This is a genomic window from Marinimicrobium alkaliphilum (genome assembly GCF_003259155.1).
GTDB classification, from domain to species: Bacteria; Pseudomonadota; Gammaproteobacteria; order Pseudomonadales; family Cellvibrionaceae; genus Marinimicrobium_A; species Marinimicrobium_A alkaliphilum.
The window spans coordinates 74,578-95,010 of record NZ_QGMQ01000004.1 but is presented as its reverse complement, the minus strand read 5'-3'; the positions used below and the strand labels follow the sequence as shown (position 1 = coordinate 95,010).

At 57.5% G+C, this 20,433-nt stretch carries 13 protein-coding genes; 3 read left to right on the top strand and 10 right to left on the bottom strand.

All coding sequences use genetic code 11. The features are described from left to right. Positions 1-36: 36 nt before the first annotated feature. Positions 37-2,337 carry a protein translocase subunit SecD gene (secD, locus tag DKW72_RS07835; protein ID WP_111641798.1) on the top strand — a complete coding sequence of 767 codons (2,301 nt, stop codon included), beginning with the start codon at positions 37-39 and terminating at the stop codon, positions 2,335-2,337. Here secD and DKW72_RS07830 read toward each other — a convergent pair. The 6 genes from DKW72_RS07830 to glgC all read right to left on the bottom strand — a co-directional run bounded on the left by DKW72_RS07830 (position 2,334) and on the right by glgC (position 8,060). Beyond that, positions 2,334-2,636, bottom strand: coding sequence for a hypothetical protein (locus tag DKW72_RS07830; RefSeq protein ID WP_111641797.1), 303 nt, complete (start codon positions 2,634-2,636; stop codon positions 2,334-2,336). The two genes, secD and DKW72_RS07830, sit on opposite strands and share 4 nt — an antisense overlap. Beyond that, positions 2,636-3,037, bottom strand: a complete 402-nt coding sequence (locus DKW72_RS07825) for an arsenate reductase ArsC (protein WP_111641796.1) — start codon at positions 3,035-3,037, stop codon at positions 2,636-2,638. The genes DKW72_RS07830 and DKW72_RS07825 overlap by 1 nt, the downstream gene beginning before the upstream one ends. 153 nt (positions 3,038-3,190) lie before the next feature. Beyond that, positions 3,191-3,559, bottom strand: coding sequence for a PilZ domain-containing protein (locus tag DKW72_RS07820; RefSeq protein ID WP_111641795.1), 369 nt, complete (start codon positions 3,557-3,559; stop codon positions 3,191-3,193). 22 nt (positions 3,560-3,581) lie between these two features. Then, positions 3,582-5,081, bottom strand: coding sequence for a 4-alpha-glucanotransferase (gene malQ / locus DKW72_RS07815; RefSeq protein ID WP_111641794.1), 1,500 nt, complete (start codon positions 5,079-5,081; stop codon positions 3,582-3,584). Continuing rightward, a complete protein-coding gene (locus DKW72_RS07810) occupies positions 5,078-6,802 on the bottom strand; it encodes a glycoside hydrolase family 57 protein (RefSeq protein ID WP_111641793.1) in 1,725 nt (574 codons plus the stop codon). Before DKW72_RS07810 ends, malQ begins: the two co-directional genes overlap by 4 nt. Next, positions 6,792-8,060, bottom strand: coding sequence for a glucose-1-phosphate adenylyltransferase (gene glgC / locus DKW72_RS07805; RefSeq protein WP_111641792.1), 1,269 nt, complete (start codon positions 8,058-8,060; stop codon positions 6,792-6,794). Before glgC ends, DKW72_RS07810 begins: the two co-directional genes overlap by 11 nt. A gap of 289 nt (positions 8,061-8,349) precedes the next feature. Between glgC and glgB the strand changes: the two genes are divergently transcribed. Then, a complete protein-coding gene (glgB, locus tag DKW72_RS07800; protein ID WP_111641791.1) occupies positions 8,350-10,551 on the top strand; it encodes a 1,4-alpha-glucan branching protein GlgB in 2,202 nt (733 codons plus the stop codon). Between the two features lie 22 nt (positions 10,552-10,573). Then, positions 10,574-12,022, top strand: coding sequence for a glycogen synthase GlgA (gene glgA / locus DKW72_RS07795; RefSeq protein ID WP_111641790.1), 1,449 nt, complete (start codon positions 10,574-10,576; stop codon positions 12,020-12,022). A 12-nt stretch (positions 12,023-12,034) separates the two neighbouring features. On the opposite strand, the gene DKW72_RS07790 is transcribed toward glgA, so the two are convergent. The 4 genes from DKW72_RS07790 to DKW72_RS07775 form a co-directional block, all read right to left on the bottom strand. Then, positions 12,035-14,506: a glycogen/starch/alpha-glucan phosphorylase gene (locus DKW72_RS07790; protein ID WP_198411269.1), complete on the bottom strand. Its 2,472-nt coding sequence runs from the start codon at positions 14,504-14,506 to the stop codon at positions 12,035-12,037. A 106-nt stretch (positions 14,507-14,612) separates the two neighbouring features. Then, positions 14,613-15,221, bottom strand: a complete 609-nt coding sequence (locus DKW72_RS07785) for a redoxin domain-containing protein (protein ID WP_111641788.1) — start codon at positions 15,219-15,221, stop codon at positions 14,613-14,615. A 42-nt stretch (positions 15,222-15,263) separates the two neighbouring features. After that, the gene (locus tag DKW72_RS07780) at positions 15,264-17,309 is read right to left on the bottom strand and encodes a protein-disulfide reductase DsbD family protein (protein WP_111641787.1); all 2,046 of its coding nucleotides are present in this window, start codon (positions 17,307-17,309) and stop codon (positions 15,264-15,266) included. Between the two features lie 7 nt (positions 17,310-17,316). Continuing rightward, a complete protein-coding gene (locus DKW72_RS07775) occupies positions 17,317-20,400 on the bottom strand; it encodes an efflux RND transporter permease subunit (RefSeq protein WP_111641786.1) in 3,084 nt (1,027 codons plus the stop codon). Positions 20,401-20,433 lie beyond the last annotated feature (33 nt).

The window sequence follows — 20,433 nt, the reverse complement described above, 5'->3', positions numbered from 1 at the left end:
TTCGTCTAAAAATACTGGATTATACGAGGAAAAATCATGAAATCCCTGAAATCTCGGGCCATTGTCTATGGCCTGGTGGTACTGCTGGGCCTGTTGAGCGCCCTGCCGAATGTGTTACCGCTAACCTTCACGCAGCACTTACCGAGCTGGTACAGCGCTAATCAAGTGCCCCTGGGCCTGGATTTGCGCGGTGGTTCGCAGCTGCTGCTGAATATCGATACCACGGAACTGGGTCTGGACGCATTGTCAGCGAATGAGCGCAAAGCGGCGCTGGAGGATGTGATAGACCGCAGCCTGGCGATGGTTCGCCGGCGCCTGGATGAAACCGGGCTGGCAGATCCGACCGTGACCCGCCAGGGTGGCGACGGCATTCTGGTGCAGTTGCCCGGCGTCGATGACCCGAGCCGTATCCGCACCCTGCTGGGAACCACCGCCAAGATGACTTTCCATTGGGCCGCCAATGAGCGCTCGGCCGCGCCCCGATTGCATTTGCCCGACGCCAACGGCGATTTTATGCACAGTCTTGAGCAGGCCGTCGCTTTGCAAGGTGAGCATATTCGGGACGCACGCATGGCGTTTAATCCCGAGACCCGAGAACCGGTCGTGACCTTTCGTCTTGACGATGCGGGTGCCCGCCGTTTTGGTGAGCTGACGCGTGCCAATGTGGGTCGCGCCCTCGCTGTGGTGCTTGATGGCGAAGTGATTACCGCGCCGGTTATTCGCTCGGTGATTGCTGGTGGTAGCGGCGAGATCAGTGGACACTTTACAGCGGCCGAGGCGAGCAATCTGGCTCTGTTGCTGCGCGCCGGTGCCCTGCCCGCACCGCTCGAGGTGGTGGAAGAGCGAACCGTCGGCCCGGAGCTGGGCAGCGATGCCATCGCCATGGGTATCAGCGCGGGCCTGGTGGGCACTCTGCTGGTGTTCGGTTTTATGTTGGTGGTCTATCGCCGCTGGGGCTTGATCGCAAGCACGGCGCTGGCATTAAACATTGGGCTGATTTTCGGTGTCTTGAGCCTGTTTGGCGCAACGCTGACGCTGCCGGGTATCGCCGGTATTATTCTGAGTATCGGTATGGCGGTGGATGCGAACATTCTGATCAATGAACGTATCCGCGAAGAGGTACACCGTGGCAGCAGTGCCTGGAAAGCGCTGGATGCCGGTTTTGCGCGCGCCTGGGCAACAATCCTGGATTCCAATGTCACGACCCTGATTGCGATCAGTCTGTTGTTTCTGTTCGGCAGCGGCCCGGTGCGTGGCTTTGCGGTCACGATGGGTATTGGTTTGTTAACTTCCATGTTTACCGCGATTGGGATAACGCGGGTATTGATGGAGTGGCGTGTCAGGGGGTTGGGGCGCAGACCACTGGTCATTCCCGGACCGCAGTGGATGAATACGCTGGGCCGAAGGTCGATCAATTTCTTAAAGTTGCGCGTCGCAAGCCTGGCCTTTGCCGCCCTACTTTGCGCGGTGTCCATTGGCCTTTTCTCTGTTCAGGGGCTGTCCTACGGGATTGATTTTACCGGTGGCAGTATCGCGGAAGTGCGCTCGACACTGACCGTGGAACAGCTGCGCAACAGTTTGGCGCACCCAACACTTGAGGGCACATCGATTCAGGAACTTGGGGACGCCGGAGTCTTCCAGATTCGGCTACCTGCGCAGACCGCCGATAATGTTGCCTCCGGATCGCTGATACAGACGCTGAAAGATGACGTTCTCACGGCAGACGCCGAGGCGACATTCCCCCGGGTCGAAATGGTTGGACCCAAGGTCAGTGGCGACTTTACCGAGGCGACCATTCTGGCGGTATTGATTGCCGGTTCCGGCATGCTGGCCTACCTTTGGTTTCGGTTTGAGTCGCACTTTGCGCTGGCGGCAACACTGACGCTGGCCATGGATCTGGTGATAACGGTGGGCTTTTTTGCTCTCGCAAAAATCGAGTTCAACCTGACAGCCGTTGCGGCCCTGCTAGCGTTGATCGGCTACTCGGTCAATGACAAGGTTGTGGTGTTTGACCGTATTCGGGAGCGATTACGAGATGCCTCCGAACATTCACTCTGGTCGTTATTTAACGACAGTGTCTCCTCTACCCTCACGCGTACACTTTTGACCTCTATCAGCACAATGCTGGCCCTGACCCCTATGGCTCTGGTGGGCGGCGCTGCGGTGGCAAGTTTTGCCTGGCCAATGCTGTTCGGAATTGTGCTCGGCACGGGCTCGTCGGTGTTTATCGCAGTGCCGCTGCTGCACGCGCTGGGCATGCGCCGCCAGCACAAGGGTCTGGCACAACTCAAACCTACCAGAGACGAGGTACAGGCAACACTGGATGCCCTGCCCTAATCCGGAGGATTTTGCGTACGGCGCAGGTCATTCCTGCGCCACTGCTTGAGGTAAAGCACACCTGCCGCGGGGAAGTGTGCAATCCCAAAACCAAAGAGCAGCAGGGGCAGACGCGCAGCGTCGTCCAGGTGGGCAAAATAGCGGAAGCTGGTAACCCACGCAACGCCAAGCCCCAAGCCCAACAAAAAGAGTCGGGTGATCCACAGCGCTGATGGGTACGAGGTGTGAGTTGGCAGGCGATAGTGAGCGTAGGCAGGGAGTACGAGGCTGGCAAGTCCCAGCAGCCAAAGGCCAATCATTAGATCTCCAGAGCTTTGATATGTTTGGCGATACTGTCTCGGGCCTGGCGAAAGGCCGCTAACGCCTCGGCTTCATCCTCGGTACCGATTTTTGCCGGGTCGTCTATGGGCCACTGCAGGTGCTCTACTTGCACGGGCAGACTTGGACAGATCTCTTCTTTACATAAGGTGATTACGAGGTCAACGCCATCGAGGTTCATTTCCCGAACAGATTTTGCCCGGTGGTGACTGATATCAATGCCTTCCTCTGCCAGTACTTTCACCGCCAACGGATTGAGCTGGGTGGGTTTGGAACCGGCACTCATGACTTTGGCTTTGCCCTCCCAGAGGTGGCGAGCCAGGCCTTCGGCAAGTTGGCTGCGGGTACTGTTGGCGACACACAGGAATAGGACTTTTTTCACAAGGGCCTCGTGACAGCTTTGGTTAATGTTCGGTACCAGAGGTGTCGGATTACGGCTTCGCCTAATCCGACCTACTCAGTCAATAAGTGCGTGACGTGATGCCCAATGGACCAGACCAGGTGGAGCCGCAATCCGACACTTGTGGGGATCATTTCACGACCGGTACGCCCAGGTCATTCCCTGGGTGGAGCGACGACTATTGGCGCTGGCGCACTGAACCAGCTGGCGCAGCTCGAAAGCATCGTTATCGGCCAGGGTTTCCAGCGCCAGCCCGTGTCCTTTCTTGGCCTTACGGACAACCAGGGTGCCCAGCTTGTAACGCTTGGGCATCTCGCCGGCGTTGCGCCGCAAAATGACCGTCAGATCCAACTGGTCGTTGGGGCCGACGTTCTGGTAGTCGGTTTCGATAAAGAGCCCGTGGCGGCTACAAAATTTGATGCGCCCGACCGCTACGGGGAGTCCTCTTCTGAAAATCTGTGCGGGCAAGTCCGTTGCCACACGTTCGCTTCGACGATTATCCATAGTGCTGCCCTCACTTGTGCAATCATTCGGTTAAACGTCCGTAAAGGTGAAGCAATTCGCGCAGTCTTGGCACCAGCTCCGGAGGGACCTGCTGCCATTCAAAGCGCCAACGCCAATTGGCGTCCACCGTACCCGGTAAGTTCATCCTGTGTTCATTCCCCAAGCCCAATACATCCTGCATAGGGATTATGGCCAGCTGCGCGACTGACGCCAACGCTGCCTTGATCAGAAGCCAGTGGCCCTCATCATTGGCACAGCCAAAGTAATGCCGAACAAAGGTTCGCTCATCCGACGTTAACCCCTCAAACCATCCCAGGCTGGTGTTATTGTCATGTGTCCCTGTGTACACCACTTCTAACGGCTCGTGGTTATGCGGCAGGTGCGGGTTTTGCGGATTGCCATCAAAGGCAAACTGTAAAACCCGCATCCCGGGCAATTGGTAATCCAGTCTCAGTGCTTCCACCTCCGGGGTGATGACGCCAAGATTCTCCGCGACGATGGGCAGTGGCGAAGCGTGTTCGAACAACGTATCCAGCAGCGCCCTCCCCGGCGCCGACTCCCAGTGCCCCGTGCGAGCGTCCTCGCTGCCACCGGGGATTGACCAGTAAGCGTCAAAACCACGAAAGTGGTCAACGCGTAACAAATCGTAGAGCGCGAGTTGCGCGTCAATACGGCCCAGCCACCACTGAAAGCCATCGTCCTGCATCACGTCCCAGCGGTAGTGCGGATTGCCCCAGTGCTGCCCGGTTTCGGAGAAATAATCCGGGGGTACGCCCGCCACGGTAATGGGCTGACCGTCATCATCCAGGTGGAACTGCCCCTGGTTCGCCCATACGTCTGCACTGTCATGGGCCACAAAAATCGGAATGTCCCCAAAAAAGTACACGTCCTTGCTGTGGGCGTACTCTCTCAAGGCCTGCCATTGAGCAAAGAAACAGAACTGTTCGAAACGCAAGCGCTGCAAAGGCTGAGCAAGGTCTTTATGCGCCTCGGTTAGCGCTTCCGGTTCCCGGTGCCTGATCGGCATTGGCCAGCGATACCAGGGGTCCTTGCGGTAGTGGTCCCTGAGTGCCTGGAACAGGCAAAAATCCTCAAGCCAATGTGCGTTGTCTTCAACAAACGTCTCAAAACGTTTTCCCAGTGCACTCTTTTCTTTTACCTGCTCACGCGTAAATTGTTCCGCCAATTGAACAAATATTGCCCCGCGATTTTCGTCAGTGTGGCCCGCGATACTTTCGGCGCCAAACCAGCCCTGCTCCACCAACCAGTCCAAACAGATCAGACGCGGGTTTCCAGCATAGGACGAGAGCGATTGATAAGGCGACAGATCCGCGTGGGTCGGCCCAACGGGTAGCATCTGCCATACACTCAGCCCTACATCGGCCAGAAAGTTCACAAAGTGGTAAGCCTCTTTACCCAGGTTACCGCACTCCCCCGCCGATGGGAGGGACGTAGGATGCAGTAAAACGCCAGCGCGCCGAGTGGTAAACAGTGGGCTCAGGCTCGCGGGCACCTCAATCATCGTCGTCCGCCCTCTTCCGCTTCGGCATGGCCGTGACGCATCACGCCACCGTGTTCCGGTGCGCCGCTGCCGACGCTCATGACTTCCAGCAAAGCGGGCGGCACGGGCAGATCCAGCAAGCGGTACAGGTTACTCAAATGCAGGCGATAGAGGCGTTCAAAGTCACTCACGCTGTCCGCCGGGTTGTAGTCACCGAACCACCAGAACCAGTCGGAGCCTTCACACACACCCAACTGCTCTGTCGCCGCTCGGCGAGTTTCCTCGTCGAGCTGGTCGATGCGCTGGTCATAGGCGCTTTTCGCGGCACACAGTAAATCCCAACCGAGGTTCTTGTCATTGTCGCCAATCCAGGTTGAGAACGTGCCGTAGACCCAGCTACCCGCAACGAGGTTCTTAAGATGCACTGCGTCGGGCCCTTCCTCTCGGTCAATCAGGTCGCGATAGGTGGTCAGCTCCAGGTGCGGGTGGTCCGTCAACTGCTGGTAAAGACCGTCGAGAAAATACCACCCATTTTCAGGATAGTATTCCCACGCGTTTTCGCCATCCATAATGATCGAGATGATGGTGTCACCAGAATCCTGGGCCTTGGCAATATTTTCCATATGGTGAATCAGGTCGCCAACGGCGTCGTCGGCATGCCAGTCAGCGTACTTGAAGCCGATAAGGTCTGAGAGGCCGTCGTCCCGAAAGAAACAGCGTACCGCCTGGCCACCGAAGCGGTAGTGCCAGTGATAGCTGTCCAGCGTCTCTTTAAGCGCGCCGTTGTCAGGGTGCCGCAAGCTGTTGTGCAGCACCGAGTCACCGGTGGCCGTCCATTCAAAATCGTAGTCATCCAGAAGCGCGAGCGTGGCGTTACTGAGTGCACCTTCTGACGCCCAGCAGCCCGCCGGACGCGTACCGAAGTAACCTTCGAAGACGCGCAAGCCGGTTTCAATATGCCAGCGTGCCCGGGCCTCCCCGCCTGGGTAGGTCTCCGCCTCAGGCATGGCGACATCAGGTATTGCTTCTTTTGCGCTATTCAGGTCAAGCATCAAAGGCACAATCGGGTGGGCCCAAGGGCTCATGGCCAGCTCAACCTGGCCGCTTGCCACCAGGCGCCGGTAGCGAGGGCCGATGCCGTTAATCAACTCGCCGATTATGCCCAGCAGTAGTCGCCGGTCTGCGCTGTCGAAGTGCCACTCTTTATCCTGCAGAGCCTGAATCCGTTCGTCGTTGCGGCGTACGGTTTCACCCATCCACCCCAGGTGATACCACACCAGAAGGTCCCACAAGAACTGTTTGCCTACGTAGCGCAGAACGTGATCCGTCTCAACCAGGGTTGCCAGAGCAGCGAACGCCGGGAAGCGCTCGATCACCCGGGTACGATTCACTTTCAGGCACTGATGTGCAATGCGGTCGAAGTCCTCACTCCCCGGCTCGGGGAGGTCATCGCCCACGAGCGCCGCCAGCATCGGATCATTTAAGCCGCCCTCTCCCGCAAGGTAGGCATTGATTTGCGTACCGTAGTCGGTCAGTTGGTCGAGCAGAATGGGGGCGAAGTTGACCACGGCCTTGGCTTTTGGGTGTGCCTCCAGGTGCGCAGCCATTTCGATGTAATCTTTGGTGCCGTGCAGATAGGTCCAGGGTTGCTCAAATTGCCCCTGAACGCGATCGCGGTAATCCGGTTGGTGCATGTGCCAGCACAGCACCACCGGCGTTTTACGCATAGGCTTAGAGGACATGAGGGAAATCCTCGTCAAGCATTTCCGGCGTTACCAAAACCACACCGCCCGGCGACACGTGAAAGCGCTTGCGGTCCGCTTCCAGGTCGTAACCGATTTCGGTGCCTTCGGGAATTTTGCAGTGCCGATCAATCAGCGCCTTACGGATGCGGCAGTGGCGACCAATATCCACGTTGGGAAACAGCACCGAGTCGGTCACTTCACTGTAGGAGTGCACACGACCACGTGAAAACAGGAGCGAGTGCTTGACCTTGGCGCCCGAGACAATACAGCCCCCGGCGATCATGGAATCGATGGCCTTGCCCCGTCGGCCTTCATCGTCAAAGACAAATTTGGCCGGCGGTACCTGCTCCTGATAGGTCCAGATCGGCCAGGCTTCGTCGTACAAATCCAGTTCGGGGGTGACGCTGGTGAGCTCCAGATTGGCCTGCCAGAGGGAGTCGACGGTTCCCACATCGCGCCAATAGGCTTCGCCGCCGGTGACCGGATCGCGAAAGGGGAAAGCCTGAACGCGGTGGGTATCAATCATGGAAGGGATGATGTCCTTGCCGAAGTCGTGCGATGACCCGGGCAGGTCCCGATCACGCAATAATTGCTTGAACAGGACTTCGGTAGAGAAGACATAGATGCCCATGGATGCCAGGGCCCGATCAGGATTGTCGGGCGTAGGCTTGGGGTGTTCGGGCTTTTCCGCAAACTCGACGATGCGGTGATCCCCGTCTACTGACATCACGCCGAAGGCACTGGCCTGCTCCAGGGGGACCTCGACGCAGCCCACCGTGATATCAGCATCATTTTCGACGTGTGCGGCCAGCATGGCACCATAGTCCATCTTGTAGACATGGTCCCCTGCCAGGATCAGCGTATAGGACGGGTTGTGCCGGCGGATAATGTCCAGGTTCTGGAGGACCGCGTCGGCGGTGCCTGAGTACCAGGAGGTCTCCAACCGTTGCTGGGCCGGGAGCAGCTCGACGAACTCGCCCAGCTCGCCCCCGAGAAAGCCCCAGCCCCGCTGGATATGGCGGTCGAGAGAGTGTGACTTGTATTGCGTGAGGACGCTGATACGACGAATACCGGAATTGACACAGTTGGAGAGAGGGAAGTCGATAATGCGGAATTTGCCGCCAAAGTGCACAGCGGGCTTGGCGCGCCAATTGGTGAGTTGTCGTAAGCGCGAGCCGCGCCCCCCAGCGAGAATCAATGCCAGGGTCTCCCGGGTCAGCAAACTGACAAAACGTCCTGACTCAGTTTTGGTCATGAATAGCTCCTTGTTGAATAGCACCGTACTGCGAGATTAAAGGTAGGGAACCATAATTAAGTGTAGTCACAGTTTTAGCGTTCAACTGGCGAATCAAGACTATCGCAGAAAATATTTTTTGGGAATGATTTGTGCCAACCGCTTGGCAATTAACTTTGCTACACTGAGGGTGCACCTTGATTTAACACTGTGCCACCCTGCCAGCGACAGCGCGTGTTGCAGGTTATTCGGTGATGCATAAACCGTTCCCACAAGCAGATCATGACGGCCACTAGGCGGAACTTTTTTCATGAGTAAAAAGCAGCAAGGAAAGACGCTCCCCTCCGGGTTCGAACGCATCCTGGAAGCCCGCCATCACGATCCTTTTGAGGTGCTCGGCTACCATCCGGTGAGCGGCTCGAAAGATCAGACGGTTGTGCGCGCATTCCTTCCGGGCGCCCGAGATGCCGCCTTGCAACTGAGTGGCGCCGCTACGCCCATGACGCGTTACCCCGACACGGACCTTTTCGAGTGGCAAGGCAAGGCGAAAGACCTCCCGCCCCACTACACACTTGCCTGGACGGATCGGCACAATTGCACTCACTTGGACGTTGATCCCTACAGTTTCGCACCGCAAGTGGGCGAGTTGGATCTGTACCTCTTCGGCGAAGGCCGCCACTGGAACCTGTACGACGTTATGGGTGCGCACCCGAAGTCGGTCGATGGCGTTGACGGTGTGCTGTTTGCCACTTGGGCACCGGCAGCGGAGCGGGTGAGCGTGGTTGGTGACTTTAACGGCTGGGACGGACATGCCCACCCGATGCGGGTGCGCGGCAGCAGCGGCGTATGGGAGCTCTTTATTCCCGGGCTCGGCCCGGACACCTTGTACAAATTTTCGGTGCGCAACCGTGATACCGGTTACGTGGTCATGAAGAGCGACCCCTTCGGGCGTGCGTTTGAGATGCGCCCGAGCACTTCATCCCGGGTGCCGGCCGACGGTACACATCAATGGCAGGACGATCACTGGATGAGTGAACGCCAAGGCTGGGATTGGCAACACGCGCCCATGTCTGTGTATGAGTTGCATCTGGGGTCATGGCGGCGCGGCCCGGCCGGTGAATTTCTCAATTACCGGGAGCTGGCGCATCAGCTGGTAGACTATATCCAGCCGCTGGGCTTTACCCATATTGAGGTAATGCCCATTACTGAGCACCCGCTCGACGACTCCTGGGGCTATCAGACAACCGGTTACTTTGCTCCGACCAGCCGCTTTGGCTCGCCGGATGATTTTCGCTACTTTGTGGATTACCTGCACCGCCACAGTATTGGCATCATTCTGGATTGGGTGCCTGCGCATTTTCCCAAGGACGAACACGGACTGGCGCGCTTTGACGGTACCGCCCTTTATGAACATGAGGATCCGCGCAAAGGCGAACACCGGGATTGGGGCACACTGATTTATAACTTCTCCCGCAATGAGGTGTGCAATTTTCTGTTGGCCAGCGCACTCTATTGGCTGGATGAGTTCCACCTTGATGGTCTGAGGGTCGACGCTGTCGCGTCCATGCTTTACCTGGACTACTCCCGCGAAGCGGGCGACTGGGAGCCCAACCGTCACGGCGGCAATGAAAACCTGGAGGCGATCGACTTTCTGCGTCAACTCAACGAGCTGTGCCACGGCCACCACCCGGGCGCGCTGGTGATTGCCGAAGAATCCACCGCCTGGCCGCAGGTGACCCGCCCCACCTGGGTCGGCGGTCTGGGTTTTTCCATGAAATGGAACATGGGCTGGATGCACGATACGCTCAACTACATGAGCATGGATCCGGTGCACCGTCATTTCCATCATGATCAATTGACCTTCGGCCTGATCTACGCATTCACAGAGAACTTCCAACTGCCGTTTTCCCACGACGAAGTGGTTCACGGCAAAGGCAGCATGATCAACAAGATGCCTGGCGACGACTGGCAGAAGTTTGCCAATCTGCGGCTGTTGTACACCTACCAGTTTACCTACCCGGGCACCAAGCTGTTGTTTATGGGCTGCGAGTTTGGTCAATGGAAAGAGTGGGCACACAAGGAGTCCCTCGACTGGTCACTGCTTGAGTTGTCCAGCCACGATGGCTTGCGCACCGCTGTCGCCGACCTCAATCGGCTCTACCGTGAAGAACCCAGCTTACACCGACGCAGCTTCGACCATGGCGGTTTTGAATGGGTCGACTGTCACGACAGCACCCAATCCGTGATCAGCTATTTGCGCCGGGACGGCGATACCTTCAACCTGGTTATTCTGAATTTTACCCCGGTACCGCGCGAGAACTACCGCATTGGTATACCTGTTGCGGGAAAGTATCAGGAAGTGTTTAATTCTGACTCCACCTATTACGGTGGCAGTAACCTTGGAAATGGCATCCCTGTGGACAGCGAACCCGTTCCCTGGATGGCCCGGGAACACTCGTTGGTCGTGACCCTGCCTCCCTTGGCGGGCATCGTTCTGAAACTGATGTCTTGAACCCCCTGCTAGGACGATTTCAATGATCAAAACCCTGTTTGTGAGCAGCGAAGCGCACCCGCTGATCAAAACCGGTGGCCTGGGCGATGTCGCCGGCAGCTTGCCGCGCGCGCTTGCACGAGCCAACTGTGATGTACGCCTTGTACTTCCCGCCTACCCGGACGTCCTGGAAAAATCCCGGATTACCGGTATGAAAGCGATTTCAGAATTTACCGTCTTGGGCGAGCCCGTAACACTCTGGCAAACCCGCCTGCCGGGCACCCGCGTGCTGGTCTGGCTGGTGGATCACCCCTACTTTTCCGCACGCCCCGGCAACCCTTACTGCGCCAGCCCCAACCAGGACTGGCCCGATAACCATCTGCGTTTTATGCTGTTTTGTCGCGCTGCCTGTGAGCTTGCCATGGATCGGGCAGGCCTGAACTGGCGGGCGGATATTGTCCATGCCAATGATTGGCAGACGGGTCCCCTTCCCCTGCTCCTGAACGAGGAAAAAAATCGCCCCGGCACGGTATTCACGATCCATAACCTGACCTACAGGGGATTGTTTACCTGGGACGCCTTTGATCAGCTGAAACTGGGTAATGATTATTGGCATTTTGAAAAACTGGAATTTTTTGACTACGCCGCCTTCATCAAGGGCGGGCTGGTCTACGCCGACTACCTGACCACGGTCAGCCCGAGTTATGCACTCGAAATGCAGCAGCCCGAGCACGGCTGGGGACTGGACGGTTTGCTGCGCAGCCGCAGCGACCGACTGGTGGGGATTCTTAACGGTATCAACACCGATGAATGGAACCCTGGCACTGATCAGTCCCTGGCACAGCGCTACAACCGGAATACCCTCAAGCGCAAAGCAGTGAACAAAGCCGCGCTGCAAGAGGCACTCGGTCTCAAAGTAGAACCGCACGTGCCCTTGCTCGGGTTTATCGGGCGGTTGGTCGAGCAAAAAGGGATTGATCTCTTGCTACAGGTGCTGCCCGGTTTGCTGAAAAGCGGTCGGATACAGTTTGCGCTGCTCGGCAGTGGTATGAGTCACTATGAAGCCAGTTTGACTGAACTGGCGCGGAGCTACCCGGGCCGCCTGTCGGTCACTCTGGGTTACAGTGAGGAGCTGTCGCATCAGATTGAAGCCGGTGCTGATCTGTTTTTGATGCCATCGATGTTTGAGCCCTGCGGCCTCAACCAGTTGTATAGCCTACGCTATGGCACACCGCCGGTGGTTCACAACGTGGGTGGACTCAAAGACACAATTATTGATGCCGATGCCAACGAAGAAGAAGGCAACGGCTTTGTCTTTCCTGACGCTACCGCTGCAAGCTTTCTCAGTGCACTGGAGCGGGCGCTGGCCGCCTATACCGACGGCGACCGCTGGCGCAAAATCCAGTTGGCGGGGATGAAAGCGGACTATTCCTGGGACGCCAGTGCCGAGGCCTACCGGGATCAGGTGTATCGCCCGCTCCTGGAGGCCTGAACTGACAGCAGGCTATTTATCGGCAATGTTACACGGTTCCAACTTCCAGACCTGGCGGACGTAATCCTGGATTGACCGGTCGGAACTGAACTTGCCCATACCCGCAATGTTGATCAACGCTTTTTTTGCCCACACCGACGGGTCTCGGTACCACCCGTCGATTTTTTCCTGGGCGGCAACGTAACCCTCAAAGTCCGCCAGGACTTTGTAGGGGTCACCATGGTCCAACAGGCTGTGTTTGATGATTGCCAGCTCCCCCGGGTTGGAGGGGGTAAAGTAGCTACCTTCAAGCCAATCGAGAACGGCCTTCAGTTCTTCGTTGTTGTCATAGTAGTCGCGGCTGTTGTAGCCGTCGCGATCCAGTGCTTTGACCCCATCCACATCCAGACCAAAAATCGCGATATTATCCTCGCCCACTTCTTCAGCAATCTCGATGTTGGCGCCATCCAGTGTCCCCACGGTAAGTGCACCGTTCATGGACAACTTCATGTTGCCGGTGCCGGAGGCCTCCTTCCCTGCCGTCGAAATCTGCTCGGAGACATCCGCGGCGGGAATGATTTTCTCCGCCAGGCTGACCCGGTAGTTCGGTAGGAAAATCACTTTTATCAGGTTGCGTACCCGGCGGTCGTGATTGATTTTTTCGCCCACTTTGTTAATGGCATAGATGATTTCCTTGGCCAGGTGATAGCCCGGTGCAGCCTTGGCTCCAAAGATGAACACCCGCGGATGAATATCGTAGTCGGGGTTTTGCAGGATACGTCTATAGAGCAACAGGATATGGAGAAGATTCAGATGCTGGCGTTTATATTCGTGCAAGCGCTTGATCTGCACATCAAAAATTGCCTTCGGATTCACCTGAATACCGGTGAGATGCCGAATGGTGCTGGCCAGATCAATTTTGGCCTGTTGCTTAATCTCCATAAAGGCTTTCTGGACAGCCTTGTCATCCGCTTTGGCTTTCAGCTTTTTCAGATCTTCCAGGTGCGCCGGCCAGTTATCGCCCACTTGGTCGTCAAGAAAAGTGGCCAGGCGCGGATTACACGCTTTGATCCAGCGACGCGGCGTAACCCCATTGGTCACATTGACAAACTTGTCCGGCCAGAGCTTGACCATATCCGGAAACAGGTCGGTCTTCACCAGGTTGGAGTGCACGGCGGCGACGCCATTGACTTTGAAGGAGCCCACGACCGATAGATGTCCCATACGCACTCTGGGATGACCACCGTTCTCCAGAATTGACAGCTCCCGCTTCTTGCCCTCGTCGCCGGGCCACATGATCTCGACTTCTTCCACCAGGAAACGTCGGTCGATTTCTTCGATGATTTCCATATGGCGCGGCAGGACCTTGCTCAGCATCGCTACCGACCAGGTTTCCAGTGCTTCCGGTAAAAGCGTGTGATTGGTATAGGCAAAAACGTCAGTACAGATATCCCAGGCTTCTTCCCAAGGCATGCCCGCACGGTCAACCAGAATGCGCATCAGTTCGGGAATGGCAATTGCCGGATGGGTATCGTTGAGCTGAATGACCACCTGCTCACTGAATTGACTCCAGTCATCACCATGGGCGCGTTTGTAACGGCGGATAATGTCCTTGAGGGAACAGGAACAGAAAAAATACTGCTGGATCAGACGCAGCTCTTTACCCCGATCCGTTTCATCGTTCGGGTAAAGCACCATGGAGATGGTTTCCGCTTCGACGTTTTCCCGCGCCGCATCGATATAACCACCGGAATTGAAGACGTCCCAGTTAAAAAAGTCACTGGCACGGCTTTCCCAAAGACGCAGAACATTGACGGAAGAGCCGTTATAACCCACAACCGGAATATCCCAGGGGACGCCTTTGATAGTGCGCCCCGGGTGCCAGATTTTGGTCATCTTGCCATTGGGATCGTGCTGGGTTTCAACGCGGCCGTAAACCGCGACCTCCTGAATGGACTCGGGCCGGCAGATTTCCCAGGGATTGCCATACTCGCGCCAGCTATCCGGGCGCTCAATCTGGCGGCCGTCCTGAAAGGTCTGTTGAAACAGGCCGTGTTCGTAGTGAATGCCGTAACCCACAGCAGGGTAATTGAGCGTCGCCAGGGAATCGATATAACAGGCGGCGAGGCGGCCAAGGCCTCCATTTCCCAGGGCCATGTCCTCCTCTTGCTCTTCCAGGTCGGACAGATTCAGGCCCAACTGCTCCACCGCGTCTGCGACGGCCTGGTAGCAACCGAGATTGTGCAGGTTGCTGCTTAGCAGGCGCCCCATGAGGTACTCGACACTAAAATAGTGCACGGCGCGCGTATCTTCTTTGTAGTGGGTGCGCTGGGTACGACGCAAGCCGTCAAACACGCTTTCATTGACAGCCGAGCAAATCGCTCGCCACCAGGCTTGGCGGCTGGCCTTGTTACGGTCGGTGCCTAAGCTAACATGCAGATGTGTAAGGATTTTTTCCTTCAAATCGTCAACGCTGAGCGCCTGATCCGGTTCACGAGTAGTCACTTGCGTCTCCATAGTGCCTCCAAAACGACTGACGAGCGGTCAGTATCGATAACCAGTATAGAGCTTCCAATGCAACAATTGTGCGAATCGGATCAGGCGATCACCATTAATATTTTACGGTACACCCGTAGGCTTGGGTGACGGGGACGGAAACGGCCTGCCCGGCAAGGGATTCCTCCAGCGCCTGTTGCACATAATTGGTGGATTCCGGAATGACGGCCGGGTTGGCGGAGCTGTTGCTGTCGATGGCACCCGCATAAACCACGGTACCTTGAGGGTTGATGACGTACATGTGCGGGGTAACACGGGCATCAAAGGCGCGACCCATATCGCCGCTCACATCGAGCAGGAAAGGAGCACTGGCTTGCAAATTGTACTCCTGGGCAACGCTCAAGGCCTGCGCCGGTTCCAGGTAACCCTGGGTGCCGACATTGGACGAGATGACCGTCAGCCACTCGACGTCATTGTCGCGGGCGAAAGCTTGGGTTTGAGGCATGTTATCGCTGCCGGTGTAATGCTTTTTGACGAAGGGGCAATCTTTGTTGAACCACTCAACCACCAGCCAGCTTCCCTCATAATCGGCTTGTGTGTGGGTGTTACCCTCGGCATCGACGACACTGAAATCAGGCACGGCTTCGCCCGGCACAGCGGCGGCCAAGGCGGCGCCAGAGCACGCCCAGAGGGTAATGGCCAGGAGTGTAGATGTTGCTTTCATCACAAATTCCTCTTTTTAAAATCAATGGGTTACTGAACAAAGTTAATCAAATATCTCACGCAGAATGCTGAGTGTCAGTACTTGTGGTAACAGCTGCACCTCGCCCCCATCCGCCGGATAAAAAGCATACACCGGAATCGAGCTACGACCCAATTGGGCCAGCGAGTCGGTAATGACCTGGTCGTAACGGGTCCAGTCAGCCCTGATCCGTAATACGTCATGGCGCGCGAAAAGTTCATTGGCTTCGCGGGTATCCAGCACCAGGGTCTTGTTCACCTGACAAGTAATACACCAGGCAGCAGTGTAGTCAATAAAAACCGCTTGCCCGGTGGCTCGGGCCTCGCTAATACGCGCCGGGTTGTAGGCGCTCCACTCGCCCTCGACATCGCCAGGCGTCGGCGGAGCCTGGGTTTCGACGCGGTAAAGACCGACCAGCGTTGCACCGATTGCCAGAAGCAAGGCAATTGTGCGCCACAAGGCACGCTGGGCCTTGGCTAACCAGATGGCAAAAGCCACCAGCAACAGAAGCGAGCTGCCCAGCAGCCAGCCGCTATCGCCGAGCAAGCGCCCCAGCACCCACAGCAGCCAGATGACCGTGGCAAAGAGCGGAAAAGCCAAAAACTGACGCAAGGTGTCCATCCAGGCACCGGGCCTGGGCAGGCGTGCAGAGAGGCGCGGGCTCAATGCCAGAATCAGAAATGGCAATGCCAAACCCAGGCCGAGACCGATAAAGATGGCCATCGCCTGAATCGGCGGCAGGGTCGCCGAGGCACCCAGGGCGGCGCCCATAAAGGGCCCGGTGCAGGGCGCCGCGACAAACACGGCGAGAACGCCGGTCATAAACGACGAGCTGCCTTGGCTTTTGCCCGCCAGGCGCATCAGGCCGTGACCAAACTCAAATACCCCGAGAAAGCTCAAGGCCATGACCCAGAATAACAGTGCCAACCCGAGTACGACGCCCGGCGATTGTAATTGGAAGCCCCAGCCGACTGCGGCGCCACTGGCTCGCAACACCAGGAAAAGTGCGCCCAGCGCGGCAAATGTGGTCAACACCCCGGCGGTGTACAGCAGACCCTCACGGGTGCGATGGGCCAGGGCTGCCCCGCCCTCGCCCTGGGCATTGATCAGGCTGAAAAGCTTGATCGACAGCACCGGAAATACGCACGGCATCAGGTTAAGAATGACCCCACCGATCAGCGCCGACAGCAGTAATACCCAAAAAGTGGCCGATGCCAGAGGCTCGCTTACCCGTGTTGCGGGAGCATCACCCAGTAGCACGGAAGGAAAGGCCCAACCGCGCTCGCCCTCGACCAGCACCAGATCCAGAGTCTCGGGCGCGGCCATGGCGCTGGTTCCAATTTGCGCACGAAACCCCCGCTCCGTAGGCTCCCAGTCGGGCTCGCCCGATGCGACAAAGCCGCCGTCGCCGGGGAATAGCTGTGGCGGCTCATCGCCCTCGCCTGCAACATCAATAAACAGCTGGCGTAGCTGCTGCCAGGCGCCGGTGATTTGCCAGGGGGACACGCTCGCCGGTTGGGGAAGGCGCGCACTGAAGTGTGTCTTGATCGCGCGCTCGGAATCAGGCCAGCGGGTCTCGGCACTGACAGCGCGCTCCAGCCTCAGCACCCCAAAACCGGGAATACATTCAACCTCGCACACCAGCCATTCCAGATCGACCTCCAACAGCAACTGCTCGGCCCCCGCCTCCGGGGTCACTTCAAACAGGTAGGCGATGTGATCCTCATAGCCGATATTGGTCAGGTGCGCGATGGCCATACGCTTGGGAATGGGCCAGAGAATGTCGCCAACGTCGGCGTTGCCGCTGAACTGGAAGCGCGGCTCGGCGCCGGAGTCGCCCGGGTTGCGCCAGTAGAGGTGCCATCCCGGGTCGATCTCAAAATAAACGCCCAGAGTGACGGTTTCGCCCTCGGCGAAGGTTTCAGGCGCGAGCCAACGCACCTCGACGTGATCGGCACTCAAACGCTCATTGGCCAGTACGGTGGGCGTCAAACCCAATGCACTGGCCAAAACCACAAACGCCGGCAACAAGTGCCGGCGTCCGCAGGTGATCAGATGACTGAACCACATACCTCTGTTACTCCGTTGCCACGGCTGCACCCAATTCGCGATCCGGGTCTTTGTGGAAATCGCGCGCGAGCCACAAGTATACCGAAGGCACAACAAAAAGCGTAAACAGTGTGCCGATGGTCATGCCGCTGGCAATCACCAAGCCCATCGCGAAGCGGGCCCCGGCCCCTGCCCCGCTGGCAATCAGCAGCGGAATGACCGCCAGTACCGTGGCTGCGGTGGTCATCAGGATCGGCCGCAGGCGGATCGCCGTGGCCTCTTCGATGGCTTCACGCTTGGTGCGGCCTTCAAGCTGTAGTTTATTGGCAAACTCGACAATCAGAATGCCGTGTTTGGCAATCAGGCCGATCAGCGTCAGCAGTCCCACCTGGGTGTAGATGTTGATACTGGCGAAGCCCAGGCTGATAAAAATCAGCGCGCCGGCAATACTCATAGGCACGGTCACCAAGATGATGATGCCATTGCGGAAGGATTCAAACTGGGCCGAAAGGACCAGGAAAATCACCAGCAGCGCGAAGAAGAAGGTCATTACCAACTCGTCGCCCTCGTTGATGAACTGGCGCGACTGGCCGCCGTAGTCGACACTGTAACCCGGTGGCAGCACCTCGTCGGCAATTTCCTGCAGAATGCCCAGCGCCTCGCCAAGGGACACACCCGGGCGAGGAACGCCCTGCAAGGTCACCGAGTTCAGCTGCTGGAAGCCCGAAAGCTGGCGCGGTTGCACCGACTCCTCCAGAGTCACCAGAGTCGACAGGGGCACAAGTTCACCATCGCGGTTGCGGGTGTAAAAGTTTTCCAACTGCTCCGGGTTGAGCCGGTCACTGCGTTGCACCTGAGGAATTACCCGATAGGAGCGGCTGTCGAGCGAGAAACGTCCCGCGTAAGCGCCTGCCGTCAGGCTGCCAAGGTCAGCGGCAATCTGTTGCATTTCGACCCCCATCAGTGCGGCTTTTTCCCGGTCAACATTGACGGTCTGGCGGGGACGGTCAATTTTCAGGTCGCCATCGATAAAGATGAAGCGCCCGCTCTCCATAGCCCGCTCAATCACAGTACTGGCCACCTCGTTGAGTGACTCGTAGGGCTGGGTGGTGCCGATCACAAACTCCACCGGGGCACCACCGCCTGGCGAGGGCAGTGAGGGTGGAATAAAGGCAAACATTTCCAGCCCCGGCAGACTGCTCAAAACCGGCTGAATGGACTCTTCCAGAACCTTATTGGTGCTGCGCTCACGATCGCCCCACGGTTTGAGCACCAAGCCGGCCGCCGCCGTGTTGGTGCCCATCATGCCGTTGATGACGAACATCTTGTCCAGTTCGTCGATGTCGTCACGCATGCTGTCGAGCTGGCGGGTGTTGCGCTCGGTGTAATCGAGGGTGGCGAAGGAATCGGCCTGTCCCATCGCGAACACAAAACCCTGATCTTCCTGCGGTTCCAGTTCGGCGGCGCTGGTGACAAACAGGAAGTAGCAGGAGGCCAAAATGATTGCCGCAAATGTCAGCACCACCGGCTGGGTATTCAGGGTGTTGTGCAGCCGACGCTGGTAGCGTTCGCGCAAGCCGTTAAACAGGCTATCGAGCTTCACTTCCAGTTTGGGACGCGGACCACCGTGGCGACGCGAGCGCAAAATCTTGGAGCACATCATTGGCGACAGAGTCAGCGCCACAACACCGGACAGAATCACAGTAGCAGACAGCGTAAAGGCAAACTCGATGAAGAGCACCCCGGTGAGTCCGCTCACAAAGCCCAGCGGAATAAAGACCGCAACCAATGTCGTCGACATGGCGACCACCGGCCAGGCCAGTTGCCGGGCACCGAGAATGGCCGCGTCAAAGCGGGACATGCCCTCCTCCACATGGCGGGAAATATTCTCGAGCATGATAATGGCATCGTCGACTACGATACCGATGGCCAGCACCATGGCGAGTAGCGTCAGCAGGTTGATGGAAAAACCCATCACCCACATCAGGAAGAAGGTGCCCACCAGCGACAGGGGTACCGCCACCGCCGGAATGATCACGCTGCGAATCGAACCCAGAAAAGCGTAAATGACGATCAACACGATAATCAACGCGAGCACGATGGTAGTCACCACCTCGTCGATGGCGTTTTGAATGTACTCGGTGGAATCGTAGGGAATATCCGCTTCGAGGCCTTCCGGCAACTCCGGAATAATGTCGTTTTCCCACACCTGGCGCACGTCGGCGATGACGTCAAGGGCGTTGGCATCGGGCGCGACTTCGATGCCCATAAAGGTCGCGGACAGGCCGTTAAAGGTGACTGAGGCGTCATAGTTTTCGGCACCCAGCTCAACCTCGGCAATATCCTGCATTCTTACCAGAGCACCGTTTTCCGAGCGCACGATCAACTGTTCGAACTCCTCGACACTGCGCATATCGGTGCCGGCGTTCAGATCGATAGCGACCATCTGGCCTTTGGTGCGACCGAGGGCGGCCAACACATTGTTGGCCTGCAGGGCACGCATGACATCGGCACCGGTCACATTCAACGAGGTCATCCGCTCCGGATCGAGCCACATGCGCATAGCGAAGGTACGGCCCCCGAGAATATCCGCACGCTGGACGCCGGGGATAGTGGCCAACTGGGGCTCAATCACCCGAACCAGATAGTCGGTGATCTGGTTGTTGTCGAGCACCTCGCTGAAAAATGACAGGTACATGGCCGCGACCTGCTGGCCAACGTCCAGTTGTACCACGGGGTCTTCGGCATTTTGCGGCAGGTCTGAACGCAGCGCGTTAACCTGAGCGGCGATCTGGGTCAGGGCTTCGTTGGGATCGTAATCCAGGCGCAGGTACGCCTGCACCGAGCTGATCCCGGCCGAAGACGAGGAGACAATATAGTCGATACCTTCAGCGGCAGCGATTTCACGCTCCATGGGTTTGGTAATAAAGCCCTGAATCAGGTCCGCATCGGCGCCGATATAGGCCGTGCTTACGGTAACCACGGCATTCTGTACTTCCGGGAACTGGCGGGTATTCAGGTCGAATACCGCCCGTGCTCCCAGCAGCAGAATAAACAGGCTGACCACCGTTGCCAGTACCGGCTTACGGATAAAAACGTCAGTAAAGCGCATGTGCTTTTACTCCCTTAATAAAGACGACGACCG